Origin of the sequence: Agromyces mediolanus (assembly GCF_014648575.1) — a bacterium.
Taxonomy (GTDB): Bacteria; Actinomycetota; Actinomycetes; order Actinomycetales; family Microbacteriaceae; genus Agromyces; species Agromyces mediolanus.
In genome coordinates, this window is the sequence record NZ_BMRJ01000001.1 from 1,207,108 (window position 1) to 1,225,277 (window position 18,170).

17 protein-coding genes are annotated in these 18,170 nt (G+C 72.8%); 7 read left to right on the forward strand and 10 right to left on the reverse strand.

Annotated features, from left to right (window positions below; translation table 11 throughout):
• The 5 genes from IEY71_RS05790 to IEY71_RS05810 all read right to left on the reverse strand — a co-directional run.
• On the reverse strand, positions 1-772 hold a 772-nt coding region (locus tag IEY71_RS05790), incomplete at its 3' end, for an HAD-IIA family hydrolase (RefSeq protein ID WP_189084308.1).
• 100 nt (positions 773-872) lie between these two features.
• The gene (locus IEY71_RS05795; protein ID WP_229781538.1) at positions 873-2,216 is read right to left on the reverse strand and encodes a serine hydrolase domain-containing protein; all 1,344 of its coding nucleotides are present in this window, start codon (positions 2,214-2,216) and stop codon (positions 873-875) included.
• 12 nt (positions 2,217-2,228) lie between these two features.
• Positions 2,229-2,900 (reverse strand): metal-dependent transcriptional regulator, encoded by a 672-nt coding sequence (locus IEY71_RS05800; RefSeq protein ID WP_189084309.1) that lies wholly within the window; start codon positions 2,898-2,900, stop codon positions 2,229-2,231.
• A gap of 105 nt (positions 2,901-3,005) precedes the next feature.
• The gene (locus IEY71_RS05805) at positions 3,006-4,340 is read right to left on the reverse strand and encodes an ATP-binding protein (RefSeq protein WP_189084310.1); all 1,335 of its coding nucleotides are present in this window, start codon (positions 4,338-4,340) and stop codon (positions 3,006-3,008) included.
• A 122-nt stretch (positions 4,341-4,462) separates the two neighbouring features.
• Positions 4,463-5,833 (reverse strand): Nramp family divalent metal transporter, encoded by a 1,371-nt coding sequence (locus IEY71_RS05810; RefSeq protein ID WP_189084311.1) that lies wholly within the window; start codon positions 5,831-5,833, stop codon positions 4,463-4,465.
• Between the two features lie 69 nt (positions 5,834-5,902).
• On the opposite strand from IEY71_RS05810, the gene IEY71_RS05815 reads away from it, so the two are divergent.
• Positions 5,903-6,631, forward strand: a complete 729-nt coding sequence (locus IEY71_RS05815) for a TrmH family RNA methyltransferase (RefSeq protein ID WP_189084312.1) — start codon at positions 5,903-5,905, stop codon at positions 6,629-6,631.
• A gap of 240 nt (positions 6,632-6,871) precedes the next feature.
• Positions 6,872-7,903 carry a magnesium and cobalt transport protein CorA gene (locus IEY71_RS05820; protein ID WP_189084313.1) on the forward strand — a complete coding sequence of 344 codons (1,032 nt, stop codon included), beginning with the start codon at positions 6,872-6,874 and terminating at the stop codon, positions 7,901-7,903.
• 209 nt (positions 7,904-8,112) lie between these two features.
• Here the strand turns inward: IEY71_RS05820 and IEY71_RS05825 are convergent, their stop codons facing one another.
• Both IEY71_RS05825 and IEY71_RS05830 read right to left on the reverse strand, forming a co-directional pair.
• Positions 8,113-9,972 carry a YhgE/Pip domain-containing protein gene (locus tag IEY71_RS05825; protein WP_189084314.1) on the reverse strand — a complete coding sequence of 620 codons (1,860 nt, stop codon included), beginning with the start codon at positions 9,970-9,972 and terminating at the stop codon, positions 8,113-8,115.
• Entirely contained in the window at positions 9,969-10,631 is a 663-nt protein-coding gene (locus IEY71_RS05830; RefSeq protein ID WP_189084315.1) for a hypothetical protein, read from the reverse strand. Before IEY71_RS05830 ends, IEY71_RS05825 begins: the two co-directional genes overlap by 4 nt.
• 182 nt (positions 10,632-10,813) lie before the next feature.
• On the opposite strand from IEY71_RS05830, the gene IEY71_RS05835 reads away from it, so the two are divergent.
• Complete coding sequence (locus IEY71_RS05835; RefSeq protein ID WP_189084316.1) at positions 10,814-11,149, forward strand: hypothetical protein; 336 nt, start codon at positions 10,814-10,816, stop codon at positions 11,147-11,149.
• A gap of 126 nt (positions 11,150-11,275) precedes the next feature.
• On the opposite strand, the gene argG is transcribed toward IEY71_RS05835, so the two are convergent.
• Entirely contained in the window at positions 11,276-12,700 is a 1,425-nt protein-coding gene (gene argG, locus IEY71_RS05840; protein WP_189084317.1) for an argininosuccinate synthase, read from the reverse strand.
• Positions 12,701-12,908: 208 nt separating this feature from the next.
• Here argG and IEY71_RS05845 point away from each other — a divergent pair, with 208 nt between their 5' ends.
• The 3 genes from IEY71_RS05845 to IEY71_RS05855 all read left to right on the forward strand — a co-directional run bounded on the left by IEY71_RS05845 (position 12,909) and on the right by IEY71_RS05855 (position 16,277).
• Positions 12,909-14,363 (forward strand): S8 family peptidase, encoded by a 1,455-nt coding sequence (locus IEY71_RS05845; RefSeq protein ID WP_189084318.1) that lies wholly within the window; start codon positions 12,909-12,911, stop codon positions 14,361-14,363.
• Positions 14,364-14,512: 149 nt separating this feature from the next.
• Positions 14,513-14,989, forward strand: coding sequence for a DUF3151 family protein (locus tag IEY71_RS05850; protein WP_189084319.1), 477 nt, complete (start codon positions 14,513-14,515; stop codon positions 14,987-14,989).
• Between the two features lies 1 nt (position 14,990).
• Positions 14,991-16,277, forward strand: a complete 1,287-nt coding sequence (locus IEY71_RS05855; protein WP_189084320.1) for an adenylosuccinate synthase — start codon at positions 14,991-14,993, stop codon at positions 16,275-16,277.
• Between the two features lie 102 nt (positions 16,278-16,379).
• Here IEY71_RS05855 and IEY71_RS05860 read toward each other — a convergent pair whose 3' ends face one another.
• On the reverse strand, positions 16,380-16,598 hold the full coding sequence (locus tag IEY71_RS05860) for an antitoxin (RefSeq protein ID WP_189084321.1): 219 nt from the start codon (positions 16,596-16,598) through the stop codon (positions 16,380-16,382).
• Positions 16,599-16,715: 117 nt separating this feature from the next.
• On the opposite strand from IEY71_RS05860, the gene IEY71_RS05865 reads away from it, so the two are divergent.
• Positions 16,716-17,360, forward strand: a complete 645-nt coding sequence (locus IEY71_RS05865; RefSeq protein WP_229781539.1) for a GNAT family N-acetyltransferase — start codon at positions 16,716-16,718, stop codon at positions 17,358-17,360.
• A gap of 14 nt (positions 17,361-17,374) precedes the next feature.
• Here IEY71_RS05865 and IEY71_RS05870 read toward each other — a convergent pair whose 3' ends face one another.
• Positions 17,375-18,115: a sulfite exporter TauE/SafE family protein gene (locus IEY71_RS05870; RefSeq protein WP_189084323.1), complete on the reverse strand. Its 741-nt coding sequence runs from the start codon at positions 18,113-18,115 to the stop codon at positions 17,375-17,377.
• Between the last annotated feature and the right edge of the window lie 55 nt (positions 18,116-18,170).

The following is an 18,170-nucleotide window of genomic DNA, read 5'->3' on the forward strand; positions in this document are numbered from 1 at the left end:
CGCCGACGAGCTCGAAGACGCCCTTCAGCACCTCGTCGGGACGGAACGGGTACTTCTCGATCTCGGCCTGGTCGCTGATACCGGTGAGCACGAGCACGGTGTGCAGGCCCGCCTCGATGCCCGCGACGATGTCGGTGTCCATGCGGTCGCCGATCATCGCCGTGTTCTCGGAGTGCGCCCCGATCTTGTTCAGCGCCGAGCGGAACATCATCGGGTTCGGCTTGCCGACCACGTACGGGTCCTTACCGGTGGCCTTCGTGATGAGCGCGGCGATCGCGCCCGTCGCGGGCAGCGGTCCCTCGGCGCTCGGGCCGGTCGCGTCGGGGTTCGTGACGATGAAGCGCGCACCGCGGTCGATCAGCCGGATGGCCTTCGTGATCGCCTCGAAGGAGTAGTTGCGGGTCTCGCCGACGACGACGAAGTCGGGATCGGTCTCGGTCATGATGTAGCCGGCGTCGTGCAGCGCGGTCAGAATGCCCGCCTCACCCACGACAAAGGCCGAGCCGCCGGGCACCTGCTGCTTCAGGAAGTCGGCGGTCGCGAGCGCGGAGGTCCAGATGCGCTCCTCGGGCACGTTCAGGCCGGAGGCGCGGAGCCTCGCCGAGAGGTCGCGCGCCGTGAAGATCGAGTTGTTCGTGAGCACCAGGTAGGGGGTGCCCTGGTCCTCCCACTGCTGCAGCAGCTCGGCGGCGCCGGGCAGGGCGTGGTTCTCGTGCACGAGCACGCCGTCCATGTCGGTCAGCCAGCACTCGACTTCGTCGCGTCGTCCCATGCTCCCAGCGTAGGGCTCCGATGTTGCGAACGGATGACGACGGCGGGATGCCCCGGCCGGTCGCGAGCGGTGGGCCGAGGCATCCGCTCGTCCGTACGACTCAGCCGAGTGCGGCGATCAGCTCCTCGACGAGCTGCACCTCGCTCGGCTCGTCGTCGGCTTCGGGGGTGAAGCCCATCCGCACGACGACGAGGCCCTCCGACGGCACGACGATGACCTTCTGCCCGTCGTGGCCCGAGGCGTAGTAGGTGTCGGCGGGCAGCCCTGGCCAGCGCGGCGAACCGTCGGTGAGGGTGTTCACCCGCCAGCCCATGCCGTAGCCGGGGTCGTCGGTCTGCTCGACGGGCAGCACCTCGAGGCTCTTGGCCATCCAGTCGGCGGGGAGCAGCTGCTCGCCGTTCCACTCGCCGTTCTGCAGGGCGAACTGGCCGAGCGCGGCCCAGTCCCGGGGCGTCATCCACAGGTACGAGGAGCAGACCGGGGTGCCCGCGGCGTCCGGCTCGAACACGGCCGAGGAGAGCCCGAGCGGAGCGAGCAGGGTCTGTCGGGGCAGATCGGCGCCGAGCCCGGTGCGCTCGGCGAGCACCGAGCAGAGCAGCGTCGTCGAGCCGCTCGAGTACTCCTGCACGGTGCCTGGCGCGTGCTCGAGCGGGAGCCCGGCGACGTAGCCGCCCATGTCGGCCTCGCCGTACAGCATCTGCGTGATCGGGGTGCCGAGGTCGTAGGTCTCGTCCCACTCGAGGCCGCTCGTCATGCGCAGCAGCTGCTCGATCGTGATGTTCGCGCGCTCGTCCGTCCACTCGGGGCGGAGCTCGGCGTCGTCCAGGGCGACGACGCCCTGCTGCACGAGCACGCCGGTGATGAGGTCGGTCGCACTCTTCGACATCGACCAGCCGAGCTGCGGCGTCGCGGCGTCGAAGCCGTCGGCGTAGCGCTCGCCGACGAGCTCGCCGTCCTTCAGTACGACGACCGCGCGGGTGCCGAGGGCGGCCGCCTGCTCCGGCGGGGCTCCGTCGCCGAACGCGGCGGCGATGGCCGCGTCGACCGCGGGGTCGGCGGTCGGAGCCGGGGCGCCGGTGAGCGGGTTGCCGGCGTCGTCGATCGGGGTCGCGGTGCCGAGCTCGGGGCGCTCGCCCGCGAGGGTGCAGCCGAAGCCCTCCGTGTACCAGGCGCGCTGCTTCGCGAGGACGCCGAGCAGGGAGCCGGTGGTCTCGCCGGGCTCGTCGGCGCCGAAGCGCAGGTACGGCACGAGCGGATTCGGCGGCAGGTCGCGCTCGGGGTCGTCGCGCCCGGCGAGCTCGGTGACGGCGCACGCGTTGTGCGCGGCGTAGCCGGTGCCGGTGAGCAGCATGGGGCGTTGCCACCAGTACCCCGCGACGCCCGCGGCGATGACGACGGCCACGACGACGGCGAGGGCGATGAGCGTTCGACGGAGAATGCGCACCGCCGGATGCTATCAGGCGGTGAGCCAGATCTCCGCGGCCGCCGTGCCCGGCAGCTCGAGCGCCGGCGCCGGGGCATCCGCCGTTCCCGCCGAGAGCCGCACGCGCTCGCCGTCGCCGAGGCTCACGACGACCTCGACACCGGGGGCGAGGCCCGCGGCCTCGAGCTCGCGGAGCACGGCGGGGTCGCGGTCGCTGATGCGGAGGATGCAGCCGCGGTGCCCCTGCGGCGCCTCGTCGAGACGGAGGAACGGCTCGGCCGGGATCGTGCCGTCGGCCGCCGGGATCGCGTCGCCGTGCGGGTCGCGGCTCGGCCGCCCGAGCCGCTCGTCGATCACGTCGAGGAGCCGGTCGGAGACGGCGTGCTCGAGCACCTCGGCCTCGTCGTGCACCTCGTCCCAGCCGTAGCCCATCTCCTGCACGAGCCAGGTCTCGATGAGCCGGTGCCGGCGCACGACGGCGAGGGCGCGCTCGCGTCCGGCGTCGGTGAGCCGGAGCGGGCCGTACGGCACGTGCGCGATGAGCCCGGCGGCGGCCATCTTCTTCACCATCTCGGTGACGCTCGACGGGGCGACGCCGAGCTTGCCCGCGAGCACGGACGGCGTGATGGGGTCGGGCTGCCACTCGGTGTGCGCGTACACCGTTTTCAGGTAGTCCTCGATCGCGGGATTCTTGCTGGCCGGCATCGGCCCCAGACTACCGGGCCCGGCGGGCGGGGGCTTCGTTCGCCGGTGCGCGGCGGGAGCGCTGGATGCCTCGCGGGCGCGGCCCCGCGCCACCGCATCAGCCGGTTACACCCGGGCGAGCGCCCCGATGTCCTCGAGGAAGGCCGCGGCGGTCTCGGGCGACACCGTGGTGCGGGTGGCGCCGATCGCGTCGAGGTAGTCCTCGGTGCTCGGGCCGGCGGGTCGGCCGGAGGCATCCGCCCGGGCCGAGGCATCCGCGCGCGCCGCGGCGTCCGCATCCGCCGCCCCGTTCCGCACCGCCGCCTCGAAGGCGCGCTGCGAGGCGCTGCGCGCGGCGAACTCGATGTCCGCCGGCGAGAAGCCGGCCGTCCGCTCGACGAGGAGCGCCAGATCGACCTCGCGCGCGACCTGCTCCGGCACGTAGCGCTGCCAGATCGCGAGCCGCGCGGCGTCGTCGGGCAGGCCGATCGGGATGACGTAGTCGAACCGTCCGTGCCGGAGGAACGCGCTGTCGAGGGCGCGGATGAAGTTCGTCGCGCAGACGAGGAGCCGCCCCGGCTGCTCGCGGAAGGCGGGGATGATCTTCAGCAGCTCGTTCGTCACGCCCTGCAGCGGCGACGGCGGCTCGCCCGAGCGCTGCGCCGCGATCTCCTCGACCTCGTCGATGAAGACGACGGCGTGCTCGAGCTCGGCGATCTTCGTGAACGTCTCGCGCAGGGCGCCGGCGAGCCCGCGCGGGTCCGCCGCCAGCCGCGAGGGGAACACCTCGACGAACGACCACTCCAGCCGCGAGGCGATGGCCTTCGCGAAGGTCGTCTTGCCCGTGCCGGGCGGGCCGAACAGCACGACCGCGCGCGGCGGCACCACCCCGTAGCGCTCGGCCAGGTCCGGCTCGGCGAGGGGCAGCACGAGCCGCTGCTCGAGGATCTCCTTCTCCCGCCGCATGCCCGCGACCGACTCCCAGAGCGTGCGCGGCAGCAGCCGGCCGCCGAGCTCGGCGAGCGAGGTCAGCTCCTGCCGCTGCACCGGGATGCGCCGCTCGAAGTAGCGCAACTGGTGCTTCGGCTCGAAGCCCTGGTTGGCGAAGGCGTCGACCCGGCTCTCGTGCTCGGGGATCAGCGCCGAGAGCTTCGTGAGCCCGTGCGGGGCCATCCGCTTCTCGAGGGCCGCGAGCATCGCCGAGCCGATGCCGCGACCGCGCCAGTCCTCGTCGATGCCGAAGAAGACGATCCAGCCCTGGTCGTGCGCCGCCCGCCCGACGACCGCGCCGACGAGCTCCTCGCCGTGCACCGCGACGACGGCGTGGTCCTTCTGGCAGGAGGCGACGACCTCGCTGAGGTCGTAGACGGGCTCGTGCGCCGAGCGCCGTTGGGCCTCCCAGAGGTGCAGGATGCCGTCGAGATCGTCGTTGTGGAACTCGCGCACGCGCCAGCCGGTCATGGGGTCCTCCTCCGTGGGTTCCCGCAGCGTAGGCGACGTGCAGGGCGGGCGCGGGCTCTGTGACGGACCGCGCGGATGAAACTCTGCCCACTGTTGCCGTGGCCGAAACTTCTGCGGCAGTTCTACGCCCCGGTGAACACCAGCCAGAGCAGCAGCGCGTTGAGCGCGATCAGGAACACGGATGCCGCGACACCCGCCGCGGTCGTCGCCCAGTGGTTGCGCCAGCGGCCGAGCACGCCGGCCTTCGCCGTCAGCGACACGAGCGGCACGAGCGCGAAGGGGATGCCGAAGGACAGCACGACCTGACTGATCACGAGCGACAGCGTCGGATCGAGCCCGAGCCCGAGGATCACGAGCGCCGGCAGCAGCGACACCAGCCGGCGCACGAGGAGCGGCACGCGCACGTGCAGCAGTCCGTGCATGATCTCGGCGCCGGCGTACGCGCCGACGGAGGTCGAGGCGAGCCCGGAGGCGAGCAGCCCGATCGCGAAGAGGGTCGCGATGACGGGGCCGAGCGCCGCCCCGAGCGCGGCGTAGGCGCCCTCGAGGCTGTCGGTGCCCTCGACGCCGGCGAGGTTCACGGCGGCGAGCAGCAGGATGCAGAGGTTCACGGTGCCGGCGATCGCCATCGCGACGGTGACGTCGATGCGCGTGGCGCGCAGCAGCACGCCGGCCGGCAGCTCGGTCGCCTCGCCGGGTGCGGTGGTGCGACTCGACCCGGGCGTCGCGAAGCGGTCGCGGCTGAGCGCCGAGTGCGCGTAGATCGCGTGCGGCATGATCGTCGCGCCGAGGATGGAGGCGGCGAGCAGCACCGATCCGGTGTCCGCGAAGCGGGGCACGAGGCCGGCGAAGAGGCCGCCGGGGTCGGGCGGGGCGATCAGCACGCCGACGCTGAAGCCGATCGTGATGATGAGCAGCAGCCCGATGATCACGAACTCGAAGGTGCGCGGGCCGCGGCGCGACTGGATCATCAGCAGCCCGATCGACACCGCGCCCGTGATCACGCCGCCCCAGATCAGCGGGATGCCGAACAGCAGGTTCAGCGCGACCGCGCCGCCGATGATCTCGGCGAGGTCGGTCGCCATCGCGACGAGCTCCGCCTGCAGCCAGTAGGCCCGCCGGCCCCAGCGGCTGCGGATGCGCTCGCCGAGCACCTCCGGCAGGCTCCGCCCGGTGACGATGCCGAGCTTCGCCGACAGGTACTGGATGAGCCACGCCATCAGATTGCCGAGCACGACGACCCACACCAGCAGGTACCCGTACTGCGCGCCCGCGGTCATGTTGCTCGCGACGTTGCCCGGGTCGAGGTAGGCGACGCCGGCGACGAGCGCCGGTCCGATCAGCCAGGCGGCGCGCGGGACCGAGCCGCGCCGCTTCGGGCGGCGGCCGTGCGGCCCGGCGGCATCGGCGGATGCGGCGGCGGATGCCTCGGAGGATGCCTCGTCGGGGCGGTCTGCGGTGGGCGCGAGCGGATCGGCGGGAGATTTCGGCATACCGAAAAGTTAGCAGAATTTAGGCGCACCGAAAAGTGCCTGGAGGGCCGGACGAGTACCGTGGCACAGATGAACGACGCCGCGCCCGAAGCGCCCCGAGAGGGTGCAGCGTCTGCCGACGGCGCAGCGTCTGCGGACGGCGCAGCGTCTGCGGACGGTGCAGCACCGGAGGTCGAGCTCCCGAGCGGCGTCGGCCCCTGGCCCGGCGGACGCGACGCCTGGCCGAGCGACCCCCACTACGACCCCGAGCTGCTCGAGCACGGCGACCGGCGCAACGTCGTCGACCGCTACCGCTACTGGCGGCTCGAGGCGATCGTGGCCGACCTCGACGAGCGGCGGCACGGCTTCCACGTCGCCATCGAGAACTGGCAGCACGACCTGAACATCGGCTCGATCGTGCGCACCGCCAACGCCTTCGCCGCCGACACCGTGCACATCATCGGGCGCCGGCGCTGGAACAAGCGCGGTGCGATGGTCACCGACCGCTACCAGCACCTCGATTACCACGAGGACCTCGCCGGCTTCGCGGTGTGGGCGCACGAGGCGTCCCTGCCGATCATCGCCGTCGACAACATCCCCGGCGCCGTGCCGATCGAGGCCTTCGACTGGCCCGAGCGCTGCGTGCTGCTCTTCGGGCAGGAGGGCCCGGGCCTCTCGCCGGAGGCGCGGGCGATCGCCGACGCCGTCGTCGAGATCACCCAGTACGGCTCGACCCGCTCCCTGAACGCGGCCGCGGCAGCCGCGATCACGATGCACTCCTGGGTGCTCGCCCACGCGAAGCCCGACGCGCGCGCCTGACCGCGTGCCCCGTCCAACCCCGCCCCGTCCAACCCTGCCCCGTCCAACCCCATCCCCGCCCGGCAAGACGTCAGTATTCGCGGGTCGCGGCGCCCGCGCACCCGCAGATCGTGCCGTCTTGCCGGGCGGGGTGGGGTGGGGATGGGAGCGAGGGGACGGGGCGGGGATGGGCGGGATGGCACGAGGCGGGGCGCGCGAGGCATCCCCGGCCCGGCCACGCCCGCGTGCCAGACTGACGCCGTGACCGTCATCGACAACGCCGTGTACGTCGACGGGCGACGCGTGGCGACGCCCGTGAGCCTCGACGACACCTTCGAAGCGCTGCAGGCCGCGCCCGGCGGCTTCGCCTGGATCGGCCTGTACCGCCCCGACGCGGCCGAGCTCGAGGTCGTCGCGAAGGAGTTCGGGCTGCACGAGCTCGCCGTCGAGGACGCGCTGACCGGCCATCAGCGGGCCAAACTCGACCGCTACGGCGACACCCGCTTCGTGGTGCTGCGCCCCGCCCGCTACCTCGACGCCGAGGAGCGGGTGGAGTTCGGCGAGGTGCACCTGTTCGTCGGGCAGGACTTCGTCGTCGGCGTGCGGCACGCGGAATCGCCGGACCTCGGCCGGGTCCGCGCCCGACTCGAGTCCGACGGGCTGCTCGCCCGCGGCCCGATGGGGGTGCTGTACGCGGTGCTCGACCAGGTCGTCGACGAGTACGCGCCCGTGGTCGCCGGTCTCGAGAACGACATCGACGAGATCGAGGACGAGCTGTTCTCCGGCGAGGCGGCGGTCGCGAAGCGCATCTACGACCTCTCGGGCGAGGTGATGGAGTTCCAGCGGGCGACGAAGCCGCTCGTCGGGGTCATCGAGACGCTCCGCGCCGAGCTCGACGCGGGAAGCTCCGGCGACGACGACTCCGGCCTCGAGCTCCGCCGTTCGTTCCGCGACGTGCTCGACCACGTCATCCGCATCACGGAGAAGGCGGACGAGTTCCGGCAGACCCTGCAGAACGCGCTGAGCGTGCACGCGACCCTCGTCGCGCAGCGGCAGAACGAGGTCATGCAGTCCCTCACCGAGACGAGCCTCGCGCAGAGCGAGCAGACGAAGAAGATCTCCAGCTGGGCGGCGATCTTCTTCGCGCCGTCGCTCGTCGCGGGCATCTACGGCATGAACTTCCACAACATGCCCGAGCTCGGCTGGGAGGCGGGCTACCCCTTCGCGATCGTGCTCATGATCGCCTCGGCCTCGGTGCTCTACCTCATCTTCAAGTCGCGCCACTGGCTCTAGCCGCCCGGCGCCCGGCGCCGCTCGGGCCGCCCCCGTCCCGCCCCGGGCTCGTTCGCTCGCGAAGTCGCGCGAACTGCGCTCCCGCGGTGCTCGCGAGCACCGTTTGCGCGACTTCGCGATGCGGAGTCGCACGAACCGCGGGGAGAGGGATGCCGGAAGCGCCGGTTGCGCGACTTCGGCGCCGGGCGGCGCGGGGCGCCCGGCGCCGCTCAGCCGATGAGGCTCGGCTGCAGGTCGCGCAGGGTTCGGAAGTGGGTCATCCGGGTCACGCCGATCGCGGCGAGCACGAGCCCGCCGGCGAGCCAGATCGCGAGCACCCCGGCGTCCGTCCAGGCGCGCGACAGATCGCCCCCGTACATGAACTGGCGCATCATGTCCACGACGTAGCCCATCGGCAGCACATGGTGCAGCGCCGCGAGCGGCGCGGGCAGCGTCTGCCAGGGGAACGTGCCGCCCGCGGTCACGAGCTGCAGCACCATGAGCACGAGGCCGAGGAACTGGCCGACCGAGCCGAGCCACACGTTCAGCGCGAGGATGATCGCCGCGTACGTCGCCGAGGCGAACACCATGGTGCCGACGACGCCGAGCGGATGGTGCATCTGGAAGCCGAGCGTCACCGCGAGCACGACGTAGAGCGCCACCATCTGCACCGCGCCGAGCAGCCCCGGGGTCAGCCAGCCGGCCAGCGTGATGCGGACGGGGGAGTGCAGCGCCGTCACCGCGCGCCGGGAGATCGGCTTCACGATGAGGAAGAGCGCATAGATGCCGATCCAGCCGGCAAGGGCCGCGAAGAACGGTGCGAGCCCGGCGCCGTAGTTGCCGGCCTGCGTCACCTGGCTCGTCTCGAGCGTGATCGGATCGGCGATCGTCGCCGCCTGCGCGTCCCGCGTGGCCTGGGAGGAGTCCGGGATCTCGGCGACGCCGGCCGCGAGCCCGTCGCGGAGCGTGCCCGCCCCGGTCTCGAGCTCGCCGAGGCCGGACTGCAGCGTGCCGAGGCCGTCGCGCAGCTGCGCCGCGCCGCCCGCCGCCTGCGCCGCGCCGTCGGCGGCGGTGCGGGCGCCCGCGGCGAGCTCCGCCGAGCCGTTCGCCACCTGGCGGCTGCCGTCGGCGAGCCGGTCCACCTGGCCGACGACCTGCTGCACCCGCTCGTTGCCGTCGACGATCGCGGTGCCGACGACGTCGAGCCGGGCGAGCACGGCGTCGATGGTGGCCTGATCGAGCCCCTGGGCGCGCAGCAGCGCCTCGATCTCGGCGCGGGCCTGCGGCACGTCGGCGGCGGCCTGCGCGACGACGGAGCCGACCCGGTCGGCGGATGCCGCGAGCTCGGCGTTGCCGTCGGCGACCTGCCCGGCGCCGTCGGCCAGGGTCGCCGAGCCGTCGGCGAGCTGCGCGGTGCCGTCGCGCAGCTGCGCCGTGCCGTCGGCGAGCTGCCCGGCCCCGGCGCCGAGCTGCCCGGCGCCGTCGCGCGCCGTGCCGGCGCCGCCGGTGAGTTGGGCCGCGCCGTCGGCCGCCTCGCCGAGCTTGCCGCGGATCGTCGAGATCGAGTCGAGCAGCGTGGACGCCGCTTCCTGCCCCACCTTCTCGGCGATCGTCGTGCGGATCTTCTCGACGGCCTGCTTGCCGATCGTGCCCGCGAGGTAGCTGTTGGCGTCGTTCGTGGCGAGCACGATCTCGGCCTGCCTCGGGGCATCCGTCTGCACCGAGGCGAGCGCCTCGGAGAAGTCGCGCGGGAAGGTGATGGCGAAGTCGTAGCGCGACTCGTCGAGCCCCTGCTCGGCCTCCTCGGCCGAGACCCGGTGCCAGTCGAAGGCGCCGTCGGCGACGACCTCGGCGGCGATCTCGTCGCCGACGTTCCGAGCGGGGGCGTCGGCGGTGGCCGGCGTGCCCTCGTCCTCGACGACGAGCGCGACGGGCACCTCGGCGAACTTCGCGTAGGGGTCCTGGTTGGCCCAGAGGTACAGGCCGCCGTAGAGCACGGGCACGGCGACGAGCGCGAGCAGTGCCAGCACCGACATCTTCGTGGACGTGAGCCGCCGGAACTCGGCCGCGATCATCTGCGGGATCTTCACGCGATGCCTCCCTCGGCGAGCGGCAGCTCGTCATCCGGCTCGTCGGGTCCGTGCATCCTCGCGATCATCGCGGCCGCGCCGATGGCCGCCGCCGAGGCGTCGCCGGCGATGACGAGCAGCGCGAAGCCGCGATCGGCGAGCCCCTTCGCGAGCTCCCACCACTCCATCGGGTCGCCGCCGTGCCGGTCGGGCGAGACGATCACGAGGCCCTCGACGCCCTCGCGGAGCAGCGCGAGCTCCGTGAGCAGGCGCAGCCTGGCGTGCGGCGCGACGTTCGCGATCGGCACGCGCGCGAGGTGGTCGAGGCCGAGCTGGCCGAGCCAGCGGCCGACCGAGACGGGGTTGGACGGGATGCCGGCGAACATCAGCTCCTCGGCGGCGACGCCGCCGAGGGTGATGTCTGGGGCGGGGTCGCTGACCTCCGGCGCGTCGACGAGGGCGATCCGGCGGCGGATGGCCGAGGCATCCGCCTTGCCGTCGATGACGACCTCGCCCGCGTCGGGGCGCATGCGCCCGGACGCGATGAGTCCGAGCACGGTGGGCCGCTGCTCGGTCTCGGCTCTCGCGAGGGTCGCACGACCGGACTCGAATCCGACGGTGGTCGGGGGCAGCGCCTGCCCGTCCCGGCCCTTGGCGACTCCGCGGAGCTCGATCCTCACGCGCCCTCCTCCTCGTCTGCCTCGTGGGCAGACCCCCATTGTCCTCCCCTCGGGCGGGCTTCGCCGCGCGCCCCCGAACGGGGGTGAGGATTCCTCTTGTTGGCGGGGCTGCGCAGTGCTTTGCTGACCCTGACCGCATACCCGCATGACGCGGTCGTCCGAACCCGAGAATGGAGCCCATCATGGCCGAGCGCAGCATCCGGCGCGCCGTCGCCGTCCTCGCCGCCGTGCCCTTCGCCGCGGCAGCCCTGCTGGCGACCGCGTCGCCGGCGTTCGCCTCGAGTCCCGTGGACGGGGATCACAAGGTCCCCTACTGCCACGCGACGCACAGCGAGAAGAACCCCTACGTGTACATCGAGACCGACAAGCTCGCGGTCGTCAAGGCGCACGCCAAGCACCAGGACGAGGAAGACGTCTACCCGGGCTTCTGGTACGACGACCACGGCACCGCCGTCTGGATGGAGGGCCGGGGCGACCCGCTCTTCGCCCTGAGCGGCTGCACCCAGGTCCCGCGCTAACCAGGAGCGCGATCCGACCGGCGCCCGAACCGCCGCCCCGACCGCCGGCGCCCGAACCGCCGCGCGAGACGACGCAGCCCGGCACCATCGAGGTGCCGGGCTGCGTCGTGCGCGGGGTGGCCCCGCTCAGTCGGTGCCGAGGTCGAACGCCGCGGCCTCGATCGCGGCATCCGTCGCGGCGGAGGCGGCGTCGTCGGCCGGCGCGGCGATCTCGGCGGCCTCGCCCTCGGCCAGGTCGCCCACCAGGGCCGCGGTCGAGCCGCCGACGATGCCGAGGTGCGCGTACTGCTCGAGGCGGCTGCGCGAGTCGGCGATGTCGAGGTTGCGCATGGTCAGCTGGCCGATGCGGTCCTCGGGGCCGAAGGCGGCGTCGCCGACGCGCTCCATCGAGAGCTTCTCGGGCTGGTAGCTGAACGCCGGGCCCTCCGTGTTCAGGATCGTGTAGTCGTCGCCGCGGCGCAGGCGCACGGTGACCTCGCCGGTGACCGCCGAGGCGACCCAGCGCACGATCGACTCGCGCAGCATGAGCGACTGCGGGTCGAGCCAGCGGCCCTCGTACATCAGCCGGCCGAGGCGGCGGCCCTCGTTGTGGTAGTTCGCGATCGTGTCCTCGTTGTGGATCGCGTTCAGCAGGCGCTCGTACGTGAGGTGGAGCAGGGCCATGCCCGGCGCCTCGTAGATGCCGCGCGACTTGGCCTCGATGATGCGGTTCTCGATCTGGTCGCTCATGCCGAGCCCGTGGCGGCCGCCGATGCGGTTCGCCTCGAGCACGAGCTCGACCGCGTCGTCGAACTCGACGCCGTTGATCGCGACCGGGCGGCCCTGCTCGAAGCGCACGGTGACGTCCTCGGCGGGGATCTCGACCGACTCGTCCCAGAACTTCACGCCCATGATCGGCTCGACCGTGGTGATGCCGGCCGAGAGCTCCTCGAGCACCTTCGCCTCGTGCGTCGCGCCCCAGATGTTCGCGTCGGTCGAGTAGGCCTTCTCGGCGCTCGCGCGGTAGGGCAGCTCGCGCTCGAGCAGCCACTCGCTCATCTCCTGGCGGCCGCCGAGCTCGGTGACGAAGGCCGAGTCGAGCCACGGCTTGTAGATGCGCAGGCGCGGGTTGGCCATCAGGCCGTAGCGGTAGAACCGCTCGATGTCGTTGCCCTTGTAGGTGGAGCCGTCGCCCCAGATGTCGACGCCGTCCTCCATCATCGCGCGGACGAGCAGGGTGCCCGTCACCGCACGGCCGAGCGGCGTCGTGTTGAAGTACGTCTTGCCGCCGGAGCGGATGTGGAACGCGCCGCACTGGAGCGCCACGAGGCCCTCCTCGACGAGCGCCGCCCTGCAGTCGACCAGGCGGCTGAGCTCGGCGCCGTACTCGAGCGCCCGGCCGGGCACGGCCTCGACGTCGGGCTCGTCGGGCTGACCGAGATCGGCGGTGTAGGTGCAGGGCACCGCGCCCTTCTCGCGCATCCAGGCGACGGCGACGGAGGTGTCGAGCCCCCCGGAGAAGGCGATGCCGACGCGCTCGCCGGCGGGCAGGGAGGTGAGGACCTTCGACATGGCCTCCAGCCTAGTTGCGCGGGCGGCGTCGTGACGCCGCCGATCCGGAGACGCGACCCCGCTGTGTCCCCCGTGCGGGGGTGGCTAGACTCGCGAGCATCGGCCAGCCCGGCGACGACGCCGGGGCGCCCGCGACCCGCGGGACGGCCGGTCCCGGTCGACGACGTGGTCGACCGTGCATCCATATCCCCTCGAACGGAGACAGGGAATGAATCGCAAGGTGATCGGCACGGCGTGCGCCGCCGTCCTCGCCATCGGCCTCCTGGGCGCAGCCGGTACCCCGGCCGCGGCCGACGACGGCCAGGAGCACAGCTATCTGGTGCTCGGGCCGCAGGGCCAGGGCACGAAGAACGCCCAGAAGCGGGTGAACGCCGCCGGCGGCACTGTCGTCGCGGCGTACGACCAGATCGGCGTGCTCGTCGTGCGGTCGTCGTCCGGCGACTTCGCCTCGCGCGTCGGCGGCGGCCTCGAGGTCGCCGCGACCGACGGGCTCGGCACCACGCTCATCGACGACGAGGCCGCGGCCCCGGTCGACCCCACGGCGCTCGGCGCGCCGGGCGACCCCACCGCCGAGCCGCTGTGGGGCCTGCAGTGGGACATGCAGCAGATCGACGTCGCGGAGGCGCACGGCGTGACGACGGGCGATCCCTCGGTCGTCGTGGGCGTGCTCGACTCAGGCATCGACTCGAGCCATCCCGACCTCACCACGCAGATCGCGTACGAGCAGAGCGCGTCCTGCATCGGCGGCGTCGTCGACACGGCCGAGGCCGCCTGGAACCCGACGACCTCGGACCACGGCACCCACGTCGCGGGCACGATCGCCGCGGCGATCAACGGCGTCGGCATCGCGGGCGTCGCGCCGGGCGTCAAGGTGGCCGCGGTGAAGGTCGTGAACGACGACGGCTACATCTACCCCGAGGCGGCGATCTGCGGCTACCTCTGGGCGGCCGATCACGGCATGCCGGTGACGAACAACAGCTATTACATCGACCCGTGGGAGTTCAACTGCGTGAACGACCCGAGCCAGCGGCCCGTGTGGCAGGCCGTGCAGCGGGCGCTGCGCTACTCCTCGGCGAAGGGCACGCTGACGGTGGCGTCGGCGGGCAACAGCAACGTCGACCTGCAGCACAAGTTCGTCGACTCGACGAGCCCGAACGACGGCAGCGCCCCGGTCGAGGACCGCACCATCACGGGCGCCTGCCGCGACCTGCCCGCCGAGGCACCGGGCGTGGTGACCGTGTCGGCGGTCGGCCCGACCGAGCAGAAGAGCTACTACTCTTCGTACGGCCAGGGCGTGGTCGACGTGACCGCCCCCGGCGGTGACACCCGCTTCCGCACGCAGGGCGCGAGCCGCACCGTCGCGGACGGGGTGCTGTCGACGGTCCCCGGCGGCTGGGGCTACAAGCAGGGCACCTCGATGGCCGGGCCGCACGCCGCCGGCGTCGCGGCGCTCGCCGTCTCGGCGCACCCGGGCATGAAGCCGGGGCAGCTCGCGTCCTTCCTCGAGCGCACGGCGACGCCGCTCGCCTGCCCGGCCGGGGTGTACAACCCGGTGCCCCTGTGGGCGGGCAGCGAGACGGCCTACGAGGCCAGCTGCACCGGCGGCGCGCGCAACGGCTTCTACGGCGCGGGCAACGTCAACGCCTTCAACGTCGTGCAGTAGCGCGGAGCCCACGGGGGTCGGGTCGCACGGCCCGGCCCCCGTGGCGTGCGCGGACCGGTGCGCCGCGACGGCCGCGCCGCGCACGGCAGGCCGGCCGCCCTCCCGTGCCGCCTCCCGGGCCGCCGGGCGGCCTCGCGATATGGTGGAGTGTGACTCCTGACGAAGCATCGGCGGAGACCGAGATCACCCTGGCCGACGAGCCGGAGGTGCGCGAGGCCCTCGCCACGAGCGACCGCAGCGCCGTGCAGGCCGTCGTCGCCGAACATCCCTCGTCGCCCCTCGCCTGGGCCGAGCTCGCCGACCTCGCCGACTCCGAGGGGCGGGCCATCGAGGCCTACGCCTTCGCCGCGGCATCCGTCGAGTTCGCCCGAGCCCAGCTGGCCGCGGCCGGCTGGACCGAGGGCGACCCCGTGCGCTGGGCCGAGGAGCCCAACCGCGCCTACCTGCGCGCCCTCGACGCCCAGCGTCGCGCCGCGCTGTCCCTCGGGCTCGGCGATCGCGCCGAGGCGCTCGCCGCGCAGCTCGAGGCCGCCGATTCCGAGGCGCCCGCCCGCATCGCGAGCGAGTTCACCCCGACCCAGCTCATCACCGTGATCCCGGCGACCCCGCCGGCAGGAGAGGACTGATATGCCCGCGGTCGTACTCGTCGGAGCCCAGTGGGGCGATGAAGGCAAGGGAAAGGCCACCGACCTCCTCGGTTCCCGTCTCGACTACGTCGTGAAGTTCAACGGCGGCAACAACGCCGGGCACACCGTCGTCGTCGGCGACGAGAAGTACGCCCTGCACCTGCTGCCCTCGGGCATCCTGACGCCGGGCGTCACGCCCGTCATCGCGAACGGCGTCGTCGTCGACATCGAGGTGCTGTTCGAGGAGCTCGAGGGCCTCGCGAGCCGCGGAGTGGATGTCTCGAAGCTCCGCATCTCGGCGAACGCCCACGTCATCACCCAGTACCACCGCACCCTCGACAAGGTGACCGAGCGCTTCCTCGGCAAGCGCCAGATCGGCACCACCGGTCGCGGCATCGGGCCGAGCTACGCCGACAAGATCAACCGCGTCGGCATCCGCATGCAGGACCTCTTCGACGAGAACATCCTGCGGCAGAAGGTCGAGGGAGCCCTCGACCAGAAGAACCACCTGCTCGTGAAGGTCTACAACCGCCGCGCGATCGCCGTCGACGAGATCGTCGACGAGCTGCTCGGCTACGTCGAGCGGCTGCGCCCGATGGTCACCGACACGGCGCTCGAGCTGCACCAGGCGCTCGGCCGCGGCGAGACCGTGCTCTTCGAGGGCGGCCAGGCCACGATGCTCGACGTCGACCACGGCACGTACCCCTTCGTGACGTCCTCGAACGCGACCTCGGGCGGCGCGATCACGGGCTCCGGCATCGCCCCGAATCAGATCGACCGGGTCATCGCGGTCATCAAGGCGTACACGACGCGCGTCGGGGCGGGCCCGTTCCCGACCGAGCTGTTCGACGAGTGGGGCGACTTCCTCACCGAGAACGGCCACGAGTTCGGCACGACGACCGGCCGCCGCCGCCGCACCGGCTGGTACGACGCCCCGATCGCCCGCTACGCGGCGCGCATCAACGGCGTCACCGACTTCGTGCTCACGAAGCTCGACGTGCTCACCGGCATCGAGCGCATCCCGGTCTGCGTCGCCTACGACGTCGACGGCGAGCGGGTCGACGAGGTGCCCGTCTCGCAGTCCGACTTCCACCACGCGAAGCCGATCTACGAGGAGTTCCCCGGCTGGACCGAGGACCTCTCCGGCGCGCGCGAGTTCGCCGACCTCCCCGCGAACGCGCAGGCGTACGTGCGCGAGCTCGAGGCGATGAGCGGCTCGCGGATCTCGGCGATCGGCGTCGGCCCCGAGCGCGACGCGATCGTGCAGCTGCACGACCTGCTCGACTAGCGCGAGCACGCGCGCCCGCCCCGCCGGGGCGCGCCGCGGCCCGAACATACGACGAGGGGCGGATGCCGATGCATCCGCCCCTCGTCGCGTGGTCCGGTGGCGCTATTCGTTGCCGATGGCGCCGTCGACCGAGTCGCGCGCGCCGTCGATCTGCTCGTCGAACTTGCCGCCCGTGACCTTCTTCGCGAAGCCGGCGACGCCGTCGAGCACCGAGTCGCTGATGCCCTCGGCCTGCTCGCTCTTCAGCGCCTCGTTGATCTTGTCCTTGTTCTCGTTGATGAAGTCGCCGGCCTGCTTGGCCGCGTCGTCCAGTGCACCCATGCTCGGTCCTCTCAGTACTCGCTCGGAATGGCGGTTTCGCCGTCATCGTCGCACACGCCGAGCCGCACGGGAAGGGGGCATTCGCGCCCCCGCCGCGGCGCGTGCCAGACTCGGTCCGTGACCGCGACCCTTCCCGCCCGCGCCGAACTCCGAGGCAGCCGCATCCGGCTCTCGCCGTGGCATCCCGACGACCTCGACGGCCTCTTCGAGGCGCTCGCCCGCCCCGAGGTCTTCGCCGGCGGCTATGGCGGCGGTCCGGCCGGGCTCCCCGCCGACCGCGCCGCGTTCGAGCGATGGGCGACCGGCTACTACGGCAGCACAGCCGGCGCCGAGCAGCGGCCCTTCACCGTGCGCCTCATCGGCGGGCCGGACGACGGCCGCATCGTCGGCGCGACGAAGCTCGCCGACTTCGACCTGCCGAACGAGTCGACGCACATCGGCTGGACGGGCTACGATCCGCGCGTCTGGGGCACCGCCGTGAACCCCGAGGCGAAACTGCTGCTGCTCGGGCTCGCCTTCGCGAACGGCTTCGGCCGGGTGAAGATCCAGGCGGATGCCGCGAACGCCCGGTCCCGCGGCGCGATCGAGAAGCTCGGGGCGAAGCTCGACGGCGTCATGCGGCGCGACAAGCGCCGGGCCGACGGCAGCTGGCGCGACAGCGCGGTGTACTCGGTCATCGTGGACGAGTGGCCCGAGGTGCGCGCCGGGCTCGAGGCGCGGCTCGCGGCCCTCGGCGACGGGCCGGTGCTGCTGCGCGGGTGAGTGCGGCGGCGCCCTCAGCCGAGCAGTTCGAGCGCGCCGTCGACGAGGGCGGCCGCGCCGCCGAGGTACGCGATCGCGATGACCGCGATGCGGGCGGCGCGGTGGCTGATCCGCGTGTGCAGCAGCTCGCCGAGCACGAGGCCGACGAGCAGCGCGGCGATCACCCAGGGCCAGGCCCCCGGCTCCAGCTCGGGCAGCCGCCAGCCGGTCGTGGCGAGCTTGCTCGCGAGCGCCGCGGAGCCGATGACGATGAAGTACGCCTGCGCGGTCGCCGCGAAGCCCGTCTGCGACCAGCGGCTCGCGACCGCGTAGACGCTGAGCGCGGGCCCGCCGACGCCGGCCGCGGAGTTCATGAACCCCGAGGCCGCGCCCGTGAGGATCGCCGGCGGCGCCCCGTGCACGACGTGCTCCGTGCGGGTCACGAGGAGGGTGACGGTGAGCGCCACGATCACGAGCGCGCCGATGCCGAGCTGCAGCCAGGGCCCCGGGATGGCCGTCGCGGCGAGCGTGCCGAACAGGGTGCCGACGAGCGCGGGGACGACGAGCCAGGCGAAGCGGCGCCACTCCACCTGATTCCACACCCGCGGCAGGATGAGCAGCGAGGACAGCACGGCGCAGACGTTCACGATGATGACGCCGTCGAAGGGGCCGAGCAGGATGACGAGAGCCGGCGAGGCGATGAGGGCGAAGCCCATGCCGGTGATGCGCTGTGCGAACGCGCCCACGAGGACGGAGATCGCGACGGGCAGCAGCACCGATCCAGCCTAGCCGGGGCGGTCGGGCGGTGTCGGCGGGCGGCCGGGCGGGAGG